At 64.6% G+C, this 19,259-nt stretch carries 15 protein-coding genes and 1 riboswitch; of the genes, 3 read left to right on the forward strand and 12 right to left on the reverse strand.

Going from position 1 to position 19,259, the window contains the following annotated elements; all coding sequences use genetic code 11:
* Nucleotides 1-69 precede the first annotated feature (69 nt).
* Complete coding sequence (locus AC2IR1_RS21955) at nt 70-3,075, forward strand: S8 family serine peptidase (RefSeq protein WP_486474102.1); 3,006 nt, start codon at nt 70-72, stop codon at nt 3,073-3,075.
* 7 nt (nt 3,076-3,082) lie between these two features.
* On the opposite strand, the gene AC2IR1_RS21960 is transcribed toward AC2IR1_RS21955, so the two are convergent.
* Nucleotides 3,083-5,263 carry a CheR family methyltransferase gene (locus tag AC2IR1_RS21960; RefSeq protein WP_486474103.1) on the reverse strand — a complete coding sequence of 727 codons (2,181 nt, stop codon included), beginning with the start codon at nt 5,261-5,263 and terminating at the stop codon, nt 3,083-3,085.
* 84 nt (nt 5,264-5,347) lie between these two features.
* On the opposite strand from AC2IR1_RS21960, the gene AC2IR1_RS21965 reads away from it, so the two are divergent.
* Both AC2IR1_RS21965 and AC2IR1_RS21970 read left to right on the forward strand, forming a co-directional pair.
* A complete protein-coding gene (locus AC2IR1_RS21965) occupies nt 5,348-5,740 on the forward strand; it encodes a response regulator (RefSeq protein WP_486474104.1) in 393 nt (130 codons plus the stop codon).
* Complete coding sequence (locus tag AC2IR1_RS21970) at nt 5,737-6,333, forward strand: response regulator (protein ID WP_486474105.1); 597 nt, start codon at nt 5,737-5,739, stop codon at nt 6,331-6,333. Before AC2IR1_RS21965 ends, AC2IR1_RS21970 begins: the two co-directional genes overlap by 4 nt.
* On the opposite strand, the gene AC2IR1_RS21975 is transcribed toward AC2IR1_RS21970, so the two are convergent.
* The 11 genes from AC2IR1_RS21975 to rhaS all read right to left on the reverse strand — a co-directional run bounded on the left by AC2IR1_RS21975 (nt 6,330) and on the right by rhaS (nt 19,212).
* On the reverse strand, nt 6,330-8,285 hold the full coding sequence (locus tag AC2IR1_RS21975) for a putative bifunctional diguanylate cyclase/phosphodiesterase (RefSeq protein WP_486474106.1): 1,956 nt from the start codon (nt 8,283-8,285) through the stop codon (nt 6,330-6,332). The genes AC2IR1_RS21970 and AC2IR1_RS21975 overlap by 4 nt on opposite strands.
* A gap of 281 nt (nt 8,286-8,566) precedes the next feature.
* Nucleotides 8,567-9,541: a class 1b ribonucleoside-diphosphate reductase subunit beta gene (nrdF, locus tag AC2IR1_RS21980; protein WP_486474107.1), complete on the reverse strand. Its 975-nt coding sequence runs from the start codon at nt 9,539-9,541 to the stop codon at nt 8,567-8,569.
* Nucleotides 9,542-9,775: 234 nt separating this feature from the next.
* A complete protein-coding gene (gene nrdE / locus AC2IR1_RS21985) occupies nt 9,776-11,917 on the reverse strand; it encodes a class 1b ribonucleoside-diphosphate reductase subunit alpha (RefSeq protein ID WP_486474108.1) in 2,142 nt (713 codons plus the stop codon).
* Nucleotides 11,893-12,315: a class Ib ribonucleoside-diphosphate reductase assembly flavoprotein NrdI gene (nrdI, locus tag AC2IR1_RS21990; protein ID WP_486474109.1), complete on the reverse strand. Its 423-nt coding sequence runs from the start codon at nt 12,313-12,315 to the stop codon at nt 11,893-11,895. Before nrdI ends, nrdE begins: the two co-directional genes overlap by 25 nt.
* Nucleotides 12,316-12,330: 15 nt before the next feature.
* The gene (nrdH, locus tag AC2IR1_RS21995) at nt 12,331-12,552 is read right to left on the reverse strand and encodes a glutaredoxin-like protein NrdH (protein ID WP_486474110.1); all 222 of its coding nucleotides are present in this window, start codon (nt 12,550-12,552) and stop codon (nt 12,331-12,333) included.
* Between the two features lie 94 nt (nt 12,553-12,646).
* A riboswitch (cobalamin riboswitch) is annotated at nt 12,647-12,837 on the reverse strand.
* A 99-nt stretch (nt 12,838-12,936) separates the two neighbouring features.
* Nucleotides 12,937-14,307, reverse strand: a complete 1,371-nt coding sequence (locus AC2IR1_RS22000) for an FGGY-family carbohydrate kinase (RefSeq protein WP_486474111.1) — start codon at nt 14,305-14,307, stop codon at nt 12,937-12,939.
* A gap of 10 nt (nt 14,308-14,317) precedes the next feature.
* A complete protein-coding gene (locus AC2IR1_RS22005; protein ID WP_486474112.1) occupies nt 14,318-14,632 on the reverse strand; it encodes an L-rhamnose mutarotase in 315 nt (104 codons plus the stop codon).
* Nucleotides 14,632-15,660 (reverse strand): ABC transporter permease, encoded by a 1,029-nt coding sequence (locus tag AC2IR1_RS22010; RefSeq protein ID WP_486474113.1) that lies wholly within the window; start codon nt 15,658-15,660, stop codon nt 14,632-14,634. The genes AC2IR1_RS22005 and AC2IR1_RS22010 overlap by 1 nt, the downstream gene beginning before the upstream one ends.
* Nucleotides 15,657-16,634: an ABC transporter permease gene (locus AC2IR1_RS22015; protein WP_486476453.1), complete on the reverse strand. Its 978-nt coding sequence runs from the start codon at nt 16,632-16,634 to the stop codon at nt 15,657-15,659. Before AC2IR1_RS22015 ends, AC2IR1_RS22010 begins: the two co-directional genes overlap by 4 nt.
* A complete protein-coding gene (locus AC2IR1_RS22020) occupies nt 16,634-18,172 on the reverse strand; it encodes a sugar ABC transporter ATP-binding protein (protein WP_486474114.1) in 1,539 nt (512 codons plus the stop codon). Before AC2IR1_RS22020 ends, AC2IR1_RS22015 begins: the two co-directional genes overlap by 1 nt.
* A 68-nt stretch (nt 18,173-18,240) precedes the next feature.
* The gene (rhaS, locus tag AC2IR1_RS22025) at nt 18,241-19,212 is read right to left on the reverse strand and encodes a rhamnose ABC transporter substrate-binding protein (RefSeq protein WP_486476454.1); all 972 of its coding nucleotides are present in this window, start codon (nt 19,210-19,212) and stop codon (nt 18,241-18,243) included.
* Nucleotides 19,213-19,259 lie beyond the last annotated feature (47 nt).

Consider the following 19,259-nt stretch of genomic DNA (forward strand, 5'->3'; position numbering starts at 1 on the left):
ATTAACCACCCGGTTTGACGGCGCGCTCTATCCCGACGGCGTTTCTCCCGCCTGACAGAGGTGCACCCGATGCCGATCACCCCAGTTTCGCAACCCTTCGACAGCCTTCCAATCGCGCCCGGCGACACCGGTCCGGAAAACATCGGAATGAGCGGGGAGAAGCCCGGAACGAACACCGGCCAGTCCGGGGGCACCCTGCCGATTGCCCCCAACCCCGTCACCCCCGGTGACGACCCGCTCTATTCCTCCCAATGGCATCTGGGCCTGATCGGCGATCTTTTCGCGGTCTGGGAAGACTACACCGGGGAGGGCATCGCCGTTGCGGTCTACGACGACGGGGTGGAGGCTGCTCATCCCGACTTGCAGGCCAACTATGATGCCGCCAGCGAGCTGCAGTTGGTCGACGGGGCCCCCAACAGCTCCGGCGATGGTCATGGCACCTCCGTTGCGGGCCTGATCGCCGGCTCGGACAACGCCGTGGGCGGTGTCGGCGTGGCCTATGGCGCGTGGATCACGGGGGTCGATTACCTCAACGACGCCTTCCAGCTGAGCTATTCGGACTACCTCGGCGTGCTGGAAGCCGGGGCCAACTTCGACATCATCAACAACTCCTGGGGCAGCATTCCCGTCTTCAACGAGTACACCGACGTGGGCGAAGCCAACCTGCAGGCCGGCAAGGAACGGGAGGCCATCGCCTACACCGCCGAAGAGGGGCGGGACGGGTTGGGTACGGTCTGGGTCAAGGCGGCCGGCAACTATGCCAATGACGAGGAATCCCAGTCGATGAACATCATGGGCAATGCCCATGGCGACGGGTTGAACAACCTGCATGAGATGATCACGGTCGCCGCGACCGGATCCACCGGGTTCGTAGCCTCCTACTCCAACTGGGGTCACTGCCTGCTGATCGCCGCACCAGCCGGGTCCGTTACCACGGACAGGACCAGCAGCGCGGGCTACGACAGTGGCGATTACACCTACAGCTTCGGCGGCACCTCCGCCGCGACACCGATCGTGACCGGCGTGATCGCCCTGATGCTGGAGGCGAACCCGGATCTGCATTGGCGCGATGTACAGAACATCCTTGCGGCTTCGGCCGCGCAGACCGGCTCGACCTTTGGCGACAATGCCTCTGGCTACGAGATGTCGACCTGGGAGGCAAATGACGCGCACAGCTGGAACGGAGGGGGAATGTCCTACTCCATGAGCTACGGCTACGGCATGGTCGATGCACGCGCCGCCGTCCGCATGGCGGAGCTCTGGACGCGCATCCACCCGGATACCGCCAACCAGCTGATCAGCCGCAGCGCCTCCAACACGACGGCCGTGGCCATCGCGGATGAAGCCACCACCGACATGACCGTCACGCTGGACGGTGACAGCATGCTGATCGACCACCTCTACGTCACTATCGACTATGACCATAGCTGGGACACCGACCTGACGCTTTCCGTCGTGACCCCCGACGGCATGGTGATCCCGCTGAAAATCAACGATGGGTTTGGCTACTACGATGCTGACTGGACCTACGGCATCAGCTCCCTTCGCGGCATGTCCGATGGCGGCACCTGGACCCTGCGGCTAGTCGATGACGCCGAAGCCGACGTAGGCACGCTGCGCAGCGTCCGGTTCGACTTCGAAGGGCAGAGCCTGGGCCTGGATGATGTCTACACCTTCACCGACGATTTCCTGGAGCTCGCCTCTGCCGAAAGTGCGCGTACGCAGGTCACCGACGGGAACGGTGGCACCGACTGGATCAACGCAGCGGCCCTGACCGGCTCCGCCTTGATCGACCTGCGCAGCAGCACCGCGACGATGCGCGTGGACGGCACCCGGTGGCTCAGCTTCGACGGGACGCTGGAAAACGTCGCGGGGGGCGACGGGGACGACACCATAAGCGGCAACATGGCAGCCAACCTGCTGCTCGGCGCCCGGGGGGATGACATCATCGGCGGCGAAGCCGGCGCCGATACGCTGGAAGGGGGACGCGGCAACGACGATCTGACGGGGGACTCGGGTGATGACTCCCTCTTGGGCGGCTCCGGCGATGACGTGATCAGTGGGGGCACCGGCGCAGACACCCTCCGTGGCGCCGAGGGTAGCGACACGATCTGGGGGAATTCCGGCGATGACATCATAGGCGCCAGCTTCGGTGACGACATTGCCTACGGTGGCGCGGGCGTGGACCTGATCACCAGCGACTCCGGCTTCGACACCATCTATGGCGGCGCAGGCAACGACGTTCTGAACGGCGGCGGGAATGCCGATGAAGTCTTCGGGGACAGCGGTGACGACCTGTTGGTCGGGGAGCTGGGCACGGATCACCTGCACGGCGACGGCGGTGCGGACCGACTGCGCGGGAATGCGCAGAACGACTACCTCTACGGCGGCAGCGGCGATGACGAACTGGTCGGGGGCACGGAGGAAGATCGCCTGTTTGGCGGGATTGGCAGCGACACGCTCCTTGGCGAAGGCGGTTTCGACCGGCTGGAGGGGGACGCGGGAAATGACCTGCTGTACGGGGGAAGGCAGGCGGACAACCTTTATGGCGGGACCGGTGTCGATACCCTGATCGGAGAAGACGGGCTGGACCGGCTGTTCGGCGGTTCCGGGGATGACCTGCTTTACGGGGGGAAGATTGGCGATGGCCTCTTCGGGGGCGCCGGGGCAGACCATTGTCAAAGTGACAGTGGCGACGACCGGATTTTCGGCGGATCAGGCGATGATGTGATCTACGCCGGAAGCGGTACCGACACGATCTATGGCAACTCGGGGTTCGACACCATCGACTCCGGCGCCGGGAATGACTGGATCCACGGAGGCTTCAACGCAGATACCTTCGTGTTCGAAGGCGCCTTCGGCAATGACACCATCGCCGACTTCGACGCCAACAACGACCTGGAGGTGATCCGCCTGCAGACAGGTGGCGCAATCGGGAGCTATGCCGACCTCATGGCGTCTCATGCAAACCAGGCTGGATCGGATGTCCTGATCGACGACCTGCAGGGAAATTCGATCCTGCTGGCGGGTGTCGCCCTGGCGGATCTGCACGAGGTCGACTTCATCTTTGCCTGACCTGCGGTCAGTCCGCCGATCCCCCTTCGACCGAAAGAACCAGAATGGCACCGCCCCGTCGCCCGGTTTGCGTGGCAGTGGACTGGGATGGCAACGCCCGGATCGTCAGGGCAGCCCCCTCGTAAACGCGCGTCCGTTCCTCCGGCGCGCACCGCTGCGACACCCGATCCGCAAGCTCTGCCAGGTCGGGCAGGTCCAGACGCGCACCGATGTCTTCGACGCGGGAATAGATATCCTGTCGCTTCAGGCCCAGCATCCTTGCGCCCAAAGGGCTGAAACGGCAAAGGCGCAGATCCTCATCCAGGACCAGAAGCCCGACCTGCAGACCTCCCAAGGCCTGGTCCAGTTCCCGGTTGAGCTCCGACAGCGTCTCGATCCGCCGCTCATGCTCCGCCGTGACCGCAACGAGCTCCTGATTGACCGCGTGCAGGTCCTGGTTCGTGCGGGTCAGATCCAGGTTCATCGCCCGCAGTTCGGCACTCGCACCGCGATGGCCGTCCCGTTGCGGGGAAGGCGAAGCCATGTCAGACGGCAGGCCCGCTCCCGTCTGATTGCCCGTATCGTCCGGCCCGCTCTCCTCGGTTGCGGGAGCAGGTCTTCGCGTCAGAAGGACCTGCAATGTCTGACCTTCCGCGCGCGGATCAAGGGGTTCCATCCTGAGGGACAGGACCTGTCGTGCCCCGGATGGCAAGGGCACTTCGGCCACCCCTTCCCAGCTTTCCCGCCCCTCTGAAAGGATCGCCGAAAGCCCCTCCCTCAACGGGGCATGCAGCGCGGGGTGCAACCCCTGCTCCAATGGCGTGCCCGGCCCCGGGACGAGCGCGTTCACATAAGCCTCCGCTGCTCCGAACCAGCGCAGGACACCGCCGCGGGCATCCAGGACAAATGAGGGCGGCATATGCCGCTGCAACAGGGTTTCGTAGAGGTCCTGCAACCTGTCGCTCGACGGCTCCTTGGGTTCGGCAAGCGCGCCCTTTCTGCGCGATGACACTCCGCCATCAGCCCGGTCGCCAAGCGGCGGCGACGCCGGAGTGACCTTGCGATACAGTCCACCCCTGGCATCCAGCACTTCGAACCCGGGGGCCTGCCTGCCCAGTTCAACAGGCACGCCAAGCAGCAATCCACCCCCGGCGCGCAGGGCGAAGAGAAACATCGAGATCACACGCGACCGCGCTTCTTCGTCCAGACCGGAAAACAACCTGCGGCAAGAGATCAGATCCAGATGCAGGAACGGCGGATCCCGAAGTACATCGTGCCTTGAAAAGATCAGGTTCCTCCTCAGCGCGGGATCCACGATGTAGCGGTCTCCCGAGCGCAGGAAGTAGCGGTCGCGACGCTCTGCCGTGAAGGATGTCAGCGACTTGGCGGAAAATACCCCTGCAGAGGCGGATTCGATCGCCTCAAGCCGGAGGTCTGTCGCGATGACCCGGAACTTGCGGTCGATCCCCTTCTCCCGCAGGATTTCCGACAGTTCGATCGCGATCCTGTAGGCCTCGTCCCCGCTGTCGCAGCCGGGCACCCAGATGCGTAGGGACCGGTCAACAGGCAGCTCTGTCACGAGGGGGCGCAAGACGTCCCGGGAGAGGGCCGCGAAAAGGGCGCCATCATCCCCGGGTGGCGGAGGTCCCGCGCCCGGCCATTGCTCCAGCACGGCAAGGATGGAGGATGGGATGCGTGCCGGCGGTAGCTGCCGGTCTTCCGGCGACCCTGCCGACAGCTGCAACCCGACCCGTCCGGCGGCCTGCGCTCCCGCTGACCTTGCCCGGAAAACCACACCTCCGGCCGCTTCGAATGCCCGCGCCTCTGCCATACCGGACAGCACCACCCCGACCGGGCGCAACCGCGCGTCTTCCAGAAGCGACAGCAGAAAAGCGTCGACAGGGCTGTCCCCGTCACTTTCCCCTGTCAGGCAGAAGACACCATCCCGCATACGGAGGCCCTGCCCGAGAGCCGCGAGGTAGACCGTGCCAGGTCGTGCCAGCTCCCCGCCCTGCACGGGACGGACCTCAAGTGCGCTGTTCAGCTGATCGGCGGGGACGGCGGAAAGGATGGCAAAGGCCCAGTCCACACCGGCAGGAACCGCCTGCAGGAAACGGTTCAGATCATCCCAATCTGAAGGCCTGTCGCCGACCGCCAACACGACCATCGGCGTGGCAGGATCGGCTCCACCCGGCTCGTCCGTACCCATAATACCACTACCACTAATCTCACGTTCATCTAAGTCCGTTTACAGTCAGGACGCAACCATCGCGGGAATGCCGGAGGGAACGTTTTGGCACGCATACTGATCGTTGATGATGACCCGGATTACATCTCCGCCTTTCGCGATGCGCTGCGTTCCCTCGGGCATGAGGTCACCACCTGCACTGTCGGGGACGGCCTGGGCCCCGCGCTGGAAAAGAACGGTTACGACATTGTTTTTCTGGATATTTTCATGGACGGCGGGGGCGCAATCACCTTGATCGACACGGTCATCGGACATGACCCCACCCTGCCCGTCATCGTCATCACCGGACAGGCCGGCGCTGTCACCTCTCCGATACTTGCGGAGCAGCTGAAAAGGGCACGGGCTGTCATACTAAAGTCGTCCACCCTGAGGGAGATAGAACGCCACGTGATCGAGCTGACGGGCGGCATCGTACCGACGGAGGATACCGGCAGGTGACCATCAAGCCGCAAGCGACCGCGCTGCCGGACATCGCGCATGAGCTTTGCAATCGGCTCGGCTCCATACGCCTGCGCGCGGAATTGCTCCTTGCAGATTTGGATGGTGCCGGTCGTGAAAGAAACCTCCTTGCCCTGATCGAAGCCTGTGACCGTGCGCTACAGCTGACGGAAGACATCTCTGCGGGTCCGCCGCCGGAACCCATTGCCCCGCCCCCGACAGACAGCACAGGCCTGTCAGGTCTCCACTTGCTGCTGATCGAGGATGATCCCTTGCTGGCAGAGGTCCTGTGCGAAACCCTGCGCGGCCTTGGCGCCATCACGATCCCCGCGACAACGCAGGAACACGCACTGTCTCACCTGCAACGGGGTACCGCGTTCGATCTGGTGCTGGTGGATCTGGGCATGACAACGGGTGATGGCGGCGCAGGCCTCCAACGGCATCTGTCGGCCCGGGCAGACAGTTTGCCGACGCTCTACATGTCCGGCCGTCCGGTTGCAGAACAGAACAGCGCAATCCCAGTTCTTCATAAGCCCGTAGCCCTGAACATCCTGATCTCGGAAATCTCTCGGCAGGTAGGGCGCGCGCCCTAGCTGTCCTGCGAACCGCCGACCCCCGCCATGAAGCGGACAGGACTGCGCGCCTTCATGTCATGCGCCTCCCCCGGTGGGGACTTCTGCAACAGGAGGGCGGGCCACTCGGCAGAGGCCGCTGCAGCCGCCTCCAGCAGGGATTGCGGCGTCATTGGCCGACCGAGCCCATAGCCCTGTCCCAGATCACACCCCATGTCCGACAACAGCTGCGCCTGCTCCGCATTCTCGACCCCTTCTGCCACCACCCTGAAGCCAAGATCCTGGGAAAGCTGCAGGATGGAGCTGACGATCGCCCGGTCTCTCTGCTCGGTGCAGATATTCTCCACGAAGGCGCGATCAATCTTCAGCATGTCGACCGGCCAGTTGCGCAGGTGTTTCAGCGCCGCAAAGCCCGTACCGTAGTCATCCAGCGCAATTTCCGCCCCTCTGCGCCGCAGCTCCGAAAGGGACCGGAAGACCTGGCCGTTGTCTTCATCCATCGCGACGGTTTCCTGCACCTCCAGCACGATTTCCCCCCATTCGACCCGACATTCCGTCATCATGGTCTGCAGATCGAAAACGAACTCCCGATCCATCAGGTCGAAGTAGGTCAGGTTCAGAGAAAGCTTGGCACCATGGGCCAGACCGGGCCGCGCCTCGGTGAAGACCTTCAGCGACTCCCGCGCCATGTGGCGTGTCAGATGCGTCGCGAATTCATGGTCGGAGAAGATCGAAGAGAAGGTCTCGGGCGCCATGAGGCCATGCCTGGGATTGTCCCAACGGCAGAGCACCTCGTAGACAAGGGCCTGACCGCTTTCCAGATCCACCATGGGCTGGAAGAAAGGCACGACCTGCCCCGCCTCACAGGCAGCGCGGAAATTCTTCGCCAGTTCGGAGTAGTCGTATCGTTCCCCCACTGCGGCACTGTAGAGGGTCGCCGCCCCGCGCCCCGATGACTTGGAAGCATAAAGGGCCAGATCGGCGCAATTGTGCAGGCGCTGGTAGTCCGTCGCATCCTGGGGATAGCGCGCGGCACCGATGCTGACCCGCCCCAGGTCCGGTTTGTTCAGTGGCGCGGTGGCCTGCAGGATGAGGTTGCTGATCTGGGTCATCAGCACCTGCAGCCCCTCGTCGTGCAGGGGCGCGGGCAATTCGATCAGCACCCCGAATTCGTCCCCTCCCAACCGGCCCGCAACCGCGTCTTCCGAGGCACTGTCCTGGACGGCCTGGGCAATCGTCCGCAGGTAAAGATCCCCGAATTGATGCCCGTAGAGATCATTGATCGCCTTGAAATGATCGATATCCAGCATGACCAGAAGGGCATTCTGCCCCGGCATCGAAAGCGACTTTCGGCTGCGCCGTTCGAAGGCGGCAACATTGGCGAGGCCCGTCAGGGGGTCGCGTTCGCTGATCCGGCGCAAGGTCTGCGCCTGGGCGCGACTGTCGGACAGTTCCTGTTGCAGGTCGATCTGACCCAATCGCTGGTTCAGCAAGGCTTCTATCGCCTGTCCCAGCATATCCAACCCCTGCAGGATACGCCCGTCCGCAATGATGGTTTCTGCGCTGCTTGACCCCAGTGGCAGGCAAAAGCTGAAGGCACCGATGCATTCGCCGGTTCGAAGGAAGAGCGCACGCGCCACCGCCGGCTTGCCGTCCGGCCCGACCTTGCCAAGGCTGACCGGCTGCTCCGTCACGGGCTGCGCGGCATCGCCGGTTGCCTCGGTGAAGGGCATCAGGCAGCGGCGGGACAGAACAAGAAGCGCCGCGATCTCCGCATGGTTTCCGATGAGGCAATCCCGCAGATCCATCTGCCGCGCGCGATCTGTCTGAAGGTGCAGCACGACGGAAGACGCCCCGACAAGCTTCTCTGCCAGCAGGGCAACGTTGCGCATCGCCCGGGCCAGGTGGCGGGAGCCATCTGCCAGGGCATCGCTGTCATAAAATCCCGGGTCGGAGGAATCGAGCGGGATCACGGCGATAGCCCCCCGCCGCGGCAGACAGGCCCCTGCCTTGCGCCCATGGTGATCGAGGCACCGTCCCGTGCCCCTGAAGTCGCCGCCCGTATCATCTCATTCCCCGATGCGAGCCTGCGCCCGCCATGTCAGGCCCGAGAACCCGATCCAATGAAGCAACCGGGCCCAACAATCAGGCCCGGCGCACCGTGAGGATCCGCAGGAATTGTTAACAAGGTGTTAACCGGCACCGGGAAGCGGCCTTGGCAAGCCAGCAGCAAGGGGAAAACGGCAAGGCTGCTTCAGAAATCCCAGTCTTCGTCTTCTGTCGCGACGGCGCGGCCGATCACATAGCTCGACCCGGAACCCGAGAAGAAGTCATGGTTTTCGCTGTCCGGGCTGAGCGCGGCAAGGATCGCGGGGTTCACTTCACAGGCTTCCGGCGGGAAGAGCGCCTCGAATCCGAGGTTCTGCAGCGCCTTGTTCGCATTGTAATGCAGGAAGCTCTTCACCTCCTCGGTCAGACCGGGACCGTCGTAGAGCTCTTCGGTGTATTTCGACTCGATCTCGTAGAGTTCGAAGAGCAGACCGAAGGCATAATCCTTGAGTTCCTGGCGGCGTTCGGGGGTTTCGCGCTCCAGCCCGCGCTGGAACTTGTAGCCGATGTAGTAGCCATGCACCGCTTCGTCGCGGATGATCAGGCGGATCAGGTCGGCGGTGTTGGTCAGCTTGGCGCGGCTGGACCAGTACATCGGCAGGTAGAAGCCCGAGTAGAACAGGAAGCTTTCCAGGAACACGCTGGCGATCTTGCGCTTCAGCGGGTCGGCACCGGGGGCGTAGGTCTCCAGCACGGCGCGGGCCTTGGCCTGCAGATGCGGGTTCTCTTCGGACCAGCGGAAGGCCTCGTCCACCTCCTTGGTAGAGCAAAGCGTTGAAAAGATGGAGGAATAGCTACGCGCGTGCACGGCCTCCATGAAGGCCACGTTGGTCAGCACCGCCTCTTCGTGGGGGGTCAGCGCATCGGGCATCATCGAGGGCGCACCGACCGCGTTCTGGATCGTGTCCAGCAGGGTCAGCCCGGTGAAGACGCGGATGGTCAGCTGCTGTTCATCCGGCGTCAGCGTCGCCCAGGACTGCACGTCGTTGGACAGCGGCACCTTCTCGGGCAGCCAGAAGTTCACCGTCAGGCGGTTCCAGACCTCGAGGTCCTTGTCATCCTGCAGCCGGTTCCAGTTGATGGCACGCGGAACGGAGACCCGTTGCAACTCGTCCTTCATCGTTTCAGATCCTCGGATTTTCGACGTCGGTATCACGTCGGTATCATGTCGGTATCGCGTCGGTGCGACAGGCGGGCGGCGCTGCGCCCGGTTGAGATCGGGTCGGGGGCGCTGCCCCCGTCTCCGTGCCGGAGACTCCCCCGGAGTATTTTGCGCCGTCGAATGAACAGGGCGCCGGGCCCTTCCCATTCGATGGCCGGAAATACTCCGGGGTGCGGGGCAGAGCCCCGCGGATCAGAGGGTGCAGCTGACGCAGCCCTCAACCTCCGTGCCTTCCAGCGCGGCCTGGCGCAGGCGGACGTAGTAGATCGTCTTGATGCCCTTCTTCCAGGCCAGGATCTGGGCGCGGTTGATGTCCCGTGTGGTGGCCTCTGCCGGGAAGAACAGCGTCAGCGACAGGCCCTGGTCCACGTGTTCGGTGGCCGCCGCGTAGGTCTCGATCAGGGCCTCGGGCCCGATCTCGTAGGCGTCGCGGTAGTATTCCAGGTTGTCGTTGGTCATGTAGGGCGCGGGGTAGTAGACGCGGCCCAGCTTGCCTTCCTTGCGGATCTCCACCTTGGACACGATCGGGTGAATCGAGGAGGTGGAGTTGTTGATGTAGCTGATCGAGCCCGTCGGCGGCACCGCCTGGAGGTTCCGGTTGTAGAGGCCGTGCTGCATCACCGCCTCCTTCAGCTCCGCCCAGTCGGCGCGGGTCGGCAGTTCCTGCCCGAAGCGCTTGAACAGACCACGGACCTCTTCGCTTTCGGGCAGCCAGTCGCGGGTCACGTATTTGTCGAAGAAGGTGCCGTCGGCATAGGTCGAGGTTTCGAAGCCCTTGAACCGGATGCCGGTTTCCTTCGCGAGGGCGCAGGAGGCGCGGATCGCGTGGAAGGCCACGGCGGCGAAATAGGCGGAGGTGAATTCCACCCCTTCCGGGCTGCCGTAGTGGATGCGTTCGCGCGCCAGGAAGCCGTGCAGGTTCATCTGGCCCAGGCCGATGGCATGACTTTCGTCATTGCCGCGCCGGATCGAGGGCACGGAGTCGATCGAGGACATTTCCGACACTGCCGTCAGGGCGCGGATCGCGGCCTCCACCGTCTGGCCCAGGTCGGGGCCGTCCATGGTGCGCGCGATGTTCAGCGAGCCGAGGTTGCAGGAAATATCGGTGCCCAGGTGATCGTAGGAAAGGTCATCCTTGAAGGTCGACGCCTCGCTCACCTGCAGGATTTCCGAGCAGAGGTTGGACATGGTGATGCGGCCCGCAATGGGGTTCGCGGCATTCACCGTGTCTTCGAACATGATGTAGGGATAGCCGCTTTCGAACTGGATCTCCGCCAGGGTCTGGAAGAATTCCCGCGCGTTGATCTTCTTCTTGCGGATGCGCTTGTCCTCGACCATCTCGTCATATTTCTCGGTCACCGAGATTTCCGAGAAGGGCTTGCCGTAGACCTTTTCCACGTCGTGCGGCGAGAAGAGGTACATCGGTGCGTTCTTCTTCGCCAGTTCGAAGGTCACGTCGGGGATGACCACGCCGAGGGAGAGCGTCTTGATGCGGATCTTCTCATCCGCGTTCTCGCGCTTGGTGTCGAGGAAGCGCAGGATGTCGGGGTGGTGGGCGTTGAGGTACACGGCCCCTGCCCCTTGGCGCGCGCCAAGCTGGTTGGCGTAGGAGAAGCTGTCTTCGAGCAGTTTCATGATCGGGATGACGCCGGAGGACTGGTTCTCGATACCCTTGATCGGCGCACCGTGTTCCCGGATGTTGGTCAGCATCAAGGCCACGCCGCCGCCGCGCTTGGACAGCTGCAGGGCCGAGTTGATGCCGCGCCCGATGCTTTCCATGTTGTCTTCGAGGCGGAGCAGGAAGCAGGAGACCAGCTCGCCCCGGCTCTTCTTGCCGGCGTTGAGGAAGGTGGGGGTGGCAGGCTGGAAGCGGCCCGACAGGATCTCTTCCATCATCGACATGGCGAGCTTCTGATCGCCGCGCGCCAGCGCGAGGGAGACCATCACCACGCGGTCCTCGTAGCGTTCAAGGTAGCGTTGCCCGTCGCGGGTCTTCAGCGTGTAGCTGGTGTAGTACTTGAAGGCGCCGAGGAAGGTCGGGAAGCGGAACTTCTTCTTGTAGGCGGCATCCCAGATCGCGGCCAGGAAATCACGGGGGTAGGCCGCCAGGACCTCTGCCTCGTAATAGCCCTCGTCGACCAGGTATTCGAGCTTCTCGTCCAGCGAATGGAAGAAGACGGTGTTCTGGTTCACATGGGTCAGGAAGTACTGCCGCGCCGCCATGCGATCGGCGTCGAAGCGGATCTGCCCCTCGCCGTCGTAGAGGTTCAGCATGGCGTTCAGCGCGTGGTAGTCGAGGCCGGACTCGGTCAGGCTGTCGTGGCGGTCAAGCATTGGGTCCCCCAGAATGCGTCGAGCCCGTCACGGATGCGGGCAAAATCCCTGGCCGTGCCGGCCAGTTCGAACTTGGTGAGCAGCGGAACTTGGCACTTGCGGGAAATCACGTCCCCCGCAAGGCCGTAGGTGGTGCCGAAGTTGCGGTTGCCGGTGCCGATGACGCCGCGGATGCCCGCCCGGTTGGCCGGGTCGTTCAGGAAGCGGATCACCTGTTTCGGCACCGCGCCGCGCCCCTCGCCATCGGCATAGGTGGGGCAGATCAGCACGTATTCGGCAGGCACGGGCGGAAGCGCCTCCTTCGGCGAGACGGGGATACGCAGCGCGGGCCGCCCGAGAGAGGCGATGAAGCGCAGGGTATTCCCGCTGGCGGAAGAGAAGAAGAGCAGCCCGGGCATGGGAAGATCCCCGGATCAGGAGGCGAGGCGGCCGATCATGTCAGGGCGGAAACCGGACCAGTGTTCACCGTCCGCGATCACCACCGGCGCCTGACGGTAGCCGAGCTCGGTCACGCGCGCCATGGCATCCGCGTCCTGCGTCAGGTCGACGACATCGTAGGGCAGGCCCTTGGCGTCGAGCGCGCGGGTGGTGGCGGTGCACTGCACGCAGGCGGGTTTGCTGTAGACGGTGATCATGCTCTGCATCCTCGTTATCACCAGCGGGCAGGGACGCAGAGGCACGGGCCTGCTGGCCCGCTTGCCGATACGCCCCGAACCCACCGTTCGCGGTCAAAATCCAGTGCCTCGGGCAGGTTTCCTGACTCCACGGGTCATCGCGTTTTCCGACCTTCCCGGACCGGGGCCCAGTGGCGATTTCGGAAACGCTCACCGCTTACAGTTGCGGGGGCAGCGCCGGATTTGCACCGGCTTCCCTCTTCGTCGGCGGCAAGGCCACCGGACACCTGAAGCACCCATATCTAGACCATGAGAGGTCGGGGGCGTCAATATGCTGATTTGAAAACCGTCATTCCCGGCGGCCTCGCGGATCGCCAAAGCCTGCAGGGCAGGCAGCGGAGGAGGTCAGGCGTAGTGCATTTCCCGGACCAGTGCCAGCCAGTTTTCCGCGTAATCGCGCAGGGGGGCCGGATCGGCGCAACGGACCTGAGTCGTCCGGGGCAGCGGCGCATCTGCCCCCGCCAGCAGCGCCGCGCCGACACTGGTGCCCGTGGCGGAGGCCGCGATGCGGACCTCGCCCCGCAGCGCCGCCAGCATTGCCGTGAAATCCGCGTTGCGGGCGAAGGGCCCCTCGACGATCACCGGGCCTTCGGCGGCGACCAGGGACAGGCAGGTGTCGGTGACCAACGCGAGATACCACGACAGCGCCAGCATGCGTGCCCCCTCGCCCGAAGGCTGCCGTGTCCAGGCATGGGTGCGCCCCTTGAAGGGCCCGCTGTCGGTGACGACGGAGGGAAGAAGGGCCACGCCGGACAGCACCTCTGCCATGTCGGCCGCCGTCGGGCGCGCGTCGGAGCCGTCCCGGATGACCTCGTAGGCGCGTCCGCCCATGAACCGGGCAGAGGGGACGGGCTGCCCCAGGGCGTTGACATTGACCAGCGTATCGCGCGCGGGATCCATGGTCGGGGTGCGTCCTCCCATGGCCATGGCCACCACCCAGGTTCCGGTGGAAACCACCGAGAAGGGCGCAGGCTGCGCCAGGATATGGGGGTAGAGCGAGGCATTGCTGTCATGTATTCCGCAAAACACCGGCGTGCGCGGCGAAAGCCCGCTCTGCGCCGCGATCCCGGCACTGACATGACCCAGCATGTCGTCGGCGCGATGCGCCGGCGCCATCTTCCCCGCAAGGCCAAGCCGCGCCACGAGGGAGGAGAATTCACCACGGTAGGGGTTCCACAGGTCGGTGTGGCATCCCAGAGAGGTCACATCCGTCGCCATCCGTCCCGTCAGGCGATAACCCCAGTACTGCGGATAGGTCAGGATATGCGCCACCCGGTCGCGCAGCGCGGGATCGGTTTCGAACTGCCAGAAGAGCTGCGCGCCCAGGTTCAGCCCAAGCGGCAGCCTGGGCGATCCGGTTTCGGCAAAGCCCGGACGAATTGCATCGTAATCGCGCGCCAACGTGTCGGGGCCGTCGTGTTCATAGTCCAGCATCGGTGCCGCCAGCCCGCCCGCCGCATCCAGCAGGACCGCACTGGCACCATGGGTCGTGACCGAAATCGCATCGACGCCATGTTCCGCCTGGAACCGCGCCAGGCCATCCAGGAAAAAGGCCCAGTGCCCTTCCAGGTCGACCTGCGGCCAAGGCGGGCCGGGCAGCACGTGATTGGGCCGCGTCAGCACCGCGATTTCTTCCAGGGTGGAACCATCGACCAGGGCCAGCTTGGCGTTGGTCTTGCCCACGTCGATCACGGCGATATGGCGATGCGCGTTCATCCCGCCCCCCTCAGGCCATCAAGAAGACGGTTTCAAGCGCCGTCTCCACCGGGCGGTTGTCCGGATGGGTTTCCATGATGTCGGCCATGTGGGCCCACCAGCGCTGCATGACCGGGTGATCGGGAAGGGCCGCCATGCCGTGATCCGGCGCCCGCCAGAGCACACCGAAGAGCGCGCGCGTTTCGGGATCGTAGTGGATCGAGTAATCCTGCACGCCCGCCTCCTTCAGCAGGGTGACCAGCTCCGGCCAGATCTCGTCGTGGCGGCGGCGGTATTCCTGCAGGCAGCCGGGGTTCAGGACCATGCGGAAGGCGTGCTTTTCCATCAGCCCCTCCGCAGCCGCGACCAGAGCCTGGGCAGGGCAATGACCCCGATGAGCAGCAGGCCGATGAAGATCGACATGACGATGCCCGGCACGTTCAGCAGCCCCAGGCCGAAGGTCACCAGCCCCATGACGAAGGCCGCGATGACAACGCCCCCGATGGTGCCGGAGCCCCCCAGGATGTTGACCCCGCCCAGGACGACCATGGTCACCACCTCCAGCTCCATCCCCGTGGCGATGGAGGGACGGGTGGAGCCGAGCCGGGACGTCAGGCAGACGGCCGCCAGGCCGGACATGAGGCCCGTCAGCAGGAACAGGATCAACTTCACCCGCGCCACCCGGATCCCGGAGAAGAGCGCGGCGGTGGGGTTGTTGCCCACGGCATAGACCGCCCGGCCGAAGTTGGTCTTGTGCAGGACCACCGCATAGATCACCGCCAGTGCGGCGAAGATGGCGAATTCCACCGTGACCACCCAGAAGACGTAGCCCTGACCGAAGACGGCGAAATCGGCGGGGTAACCCCGGAAGGCACCGTCGCCCAGAACGATGTAGCTGATGCCGCGAAACAGGCTCATCGTGCCGATCGTGACGACGATGGACGGCAGGCCGAGACGCGTCACCAGCACACCGTTGAAGGCGCCGCAGGCCAGCCCGGTCAGCAGCCCGACAGCGACCAGCGCGGGCGTTCCGAACCCGGCCTGCATCGCCAGCCCCATGGCGGTGGAGGCAAGCGCGATGATCGAGGCGACGCTCAGGTCGATTTCCCCCGCGACGATCAGCAGGGCCATGGCAAAGGCGATCATCGCCTTTTCGGTGAAGTTGAAGGTCGCGTCGGAGAGGTTCCAGGCATCAAGGAAGTAGGGAGAGGCGAAGCTGTTGAGGATGAAGATCCCGACGGCCACCAGCAGGAGCAGGCTTTCCCAGCTTTTCAGGGCCCGCATCGCGGGGGTCGAAAGCTGATCGGGAATTCTGCGGCCGCGGGCCTCTGCCGGGGCAGCTTCGCCGGAATGGTCGGTGCTGAAGGTGCTCATGTCGCGTGCTCCGCCGATTTCAGGATCACCCGGCCGCGGGACCGGCCGGAACGGGAGTTGAAGGTGACGGCAACGAGGATCGCCGCGCCGGAAATGGCGAGCTGCCAGAAGGGCGAAATGTCGACCACAGGCAGGGCGTTCTTGATCACCCCCAGGAACAGCGCGCCCAGGATCGTGCCGGTCACCGTGCCGACGCCCCCCGCGATGGAGATGCCGCCGATCACGCAGGCCGCGACCACGTCCAGTTCGAACCCCCCGGCGATATCCACGTAGGCAACCGCATAGCGGGAGATCCAGAGATAGCCGGCAAGCCCCGCAAGGGTGCCGGAGATGACGAAGGCGCGGAACTGGGCCCGGCCCACGTCGATGCCCGTGTAGACTGCCGCATGGGGGTTGTTGCCGGTGGCGTAGAAGCTGCGCCCCATGGGGGTGCGGGTCATGACCAGCGCCATGATCACGGCCACGAGGATCGCCAGCCAGCTGAGGACGGGCAGCCCCAGGAGGTGGCTGCGCGGGAAGCCGGTGAAGGCGGCCGACATCTCGTGGCTGTTGACCCATGCGCCGTCCGACAGAAGGAAGATCGTGCCGCGATAGATGGTCATGGTGCCAAGGGTCACGACGATGGGCGGGATCGCCAGCTTCCAGACCAGCAGGCCGTTGATGGCACCCATGACCGCCCCGCACAGCAGGGCCACGACCAGGATCACCGGCACGGGCAGCCCGGGATAGGCCACGTTCAGCATGGCGCAGACCATCCCGGTCAGGGCCAGGTTGGCCGCCACCGACAGGTCAATGCAGCGGGTCAGGATCACCACCATCTGCCCCAGGGCCAGGATGATCAGGGGGGAGGTGTCATTGAAGACCGCCAGCAGGTTGGCGGGTTCGATGAAGGCCGGGAAACGGGTGGCCACGAGGGCCAGAAGCAGGACGATGGCCCCGGTCAGGATCGCCTCGCGGGATTTCAACGCGGTCATCATGCGGCCTCTCCCTTTGCGGTCTCGGTGATGCCCGCGGCGTGGCGGACAAGGGTTTCGGGGGTCAGGGCATCCCCTTCCAGCTCCGCCGCGATGCGCCCTTCGCGCATCACGATCACGCGGTCCGACATGCCCAGGATCTCCGGTATCTCGGAGGAGATCATGATGACCGACAGGCCTTCGGCGGCCAGCTCCGACATGAAGTCGTGCACGGCGGCCTTCGACCCGATGTCGATCCCCTTGGTCGGCTCGTCCAGGATGATGACCTTGGGCTGGGTGGCCAGCCACTTGGCGATCACCACCTTCTGCTGGTTGCCCCCCGAGAGAGCGCCCACATGGGTATCGAGCGACGCCGCCCGCAGGTCGAGCCGTTCGGTGTACTGCCGCGCCAGGGCGAATTCCTCTGCCATCCGGGTGAAGCCCGAACGGGAGGTCCGGCCAAGCGACGGCAGGGTGACGTTCTGGAAGATCGGCATGTCGAGGATCGCCCCCTGCTTGCCGCGATCTTCGGGGACGTAGACGATGCCGGCGTCGATCGCATCCGCCGGAGACCGGATGATCGTGATCCGATCCTCCAGCCGTGCCACACCCTTCGACGGTCGGGTGATGCCGATCAGGCTCTGCATGAACTCCGACCGGCCGGCGCCGACAAGGCCGTAGAAGCCCAGGATCTCTCCGCGGCGCAGGCTGAAGTTGATGTCCTCGAATTCGGTGGGGTGAGAGTAGCCGACGACCTTCAGCACCTCATCGCCGATCCGCGCCTCCCGCTTGGGGAAGATCTGATCGACGGAACGGCCGACCATCATGCGCACCAGAGCAGCCTCATCAACCTCCGACATCAGGCCCTGGCCGACGAACTGGCCGTCGCGAAAGACGGTCCAGCGGTCGGCGATCCGGAATATCTCGTCGAACTTGTGGGAGATGAAGAGGATCGCCTTGCCCTGCGACTTCAGCGCCTCGACAAGCTCGTAGAGCTCCTCGATCTCCTTCTGGCTGAGAGCGGCAGTGGGTTCGTCCATGATGACCACCCGCGCCTCGACCGACAGGGCACGCGCGATGGCCACAAGGTGCCGCGATGCGATACCGAGATCCTTGAGCTTTACCCCCGGGTCGATCTTCGCCCCGATGCCGTCCAGCAGCGCCTGCGCCCTGGACCGCATGGCGCGGGTGTCGATCAGGCCGAACCGGGTCCGGGGGGCATGACCAAGAAAGATGTTCTCCGCCACCGAAAGCTCATCGAAAAGGACGGTTTCCTGGTGGATCGCCGTCACCCCGTGATCAGAGGCATCCTGCGCGGTGGGAAAGCTGACCGGCGCGCCATCCATCAGGATCTGGCCACCATCGGGCTGATAGATCCCCGTGAGGGTCTTCACCACGGTCGACTTGCCCGCGCCGTTCTCTCCGATCAGCGCCGTGACCTCGCCCGCGTGCAGTTCAAGCCGCACGCCGTCCAGCGCCTTCACACCGGGAAATGTCTTGGTGATGCCGTCAAGCGCGAGCACTGGTTGCCCGCCCGCGGCCGCGGATTGCATGTCCATCTTGGCCTCGCCAGTCGTCGTGAAAGGGGAAGGGCGGCGCATATCCGCGCGCCGCCGCAACCAAGGGTTCAGAAGATGCTCTTGAACTCTTCGATGTTGCTCTCGTCGTAGACGAAGGGATCCGCCATCGGGGCCGAGTTCGTCTCATCCAGGGTGATCATGCCCATGCGCCCGATGGAGATCTCCGCCCCAGGCGCAGCCTCCGCATCGCCCTGCGACAGGTGATAGGCCATCATCGCGGCGGAATAGCCCAGGTCGACCGGGTTCCAGATCGCGAAGCTTTTCGAGGCACCGCTTTCGATCGCGCCGGCCATTTCCGACGGCAGGCCCAGGCCGGTCACGTTGACCTCACCCACCTTGCCTGCGTCCACGACCGCCTGCGCGGCGGCGACAATGCCGACCGACGTGGGCGCGATGATCGCATCCAGATCCGGATAGGACTGCATCAGGCCCTGCGCTTCGCGATAGGACTTGTCCGCCAGGTCATCGCCATAGACCGTCGCAACGACGTCGATGCCGGGATAGTCGCCCATCACCTTGTTCATCTCGTCGATCCAGATGTTCTGGTTGGTCGAGGTGGTGGTGGCCGAGAGCACGGCGACCTCTCCGCCATCGGGCAGCTCATCCGCGGCGAGCTTGATGATCATGTTGCCGATCAGCTCGTTCGAGGACGGGTTGAGGTGGGCCATGCGACCTTCCTCTGCCACACCGCTGTCCCAGCTGATGACGGTAATGCCACGCTGCATCGCCTTCTTCAGGGTCGGCACCAGGGCGTCGGTATCATTGGCGGAAATCGCGATGGCATCGACCCGCTGCGCGATGAGCGAGTTGATCACCTCGATCTGGCCTTCGGCGGTGGTGTCGGTCGGGCCGGTGTAGATGATCTCCACGTTTCCGAGTTCATCCGCGGCCTCCTCTGCGCCGCGGGCGGCGGCCTCGAAGAAGCCGATGCCCAGGGCCTTCACCACAAGGGCGATGCGCACGTCCTCCGCGCTTGCGCTTTGCGCCATCAGCCCGGTGGCCATGGCGGCCGTCATCATCAGTCCTGCAATTCGGTTCATGTCTTCCTCCCTTTGAACCTCCCGAC

This window comes from Pseudooceanicola sp. NS-SX8 (assembly GCF_057380755.1).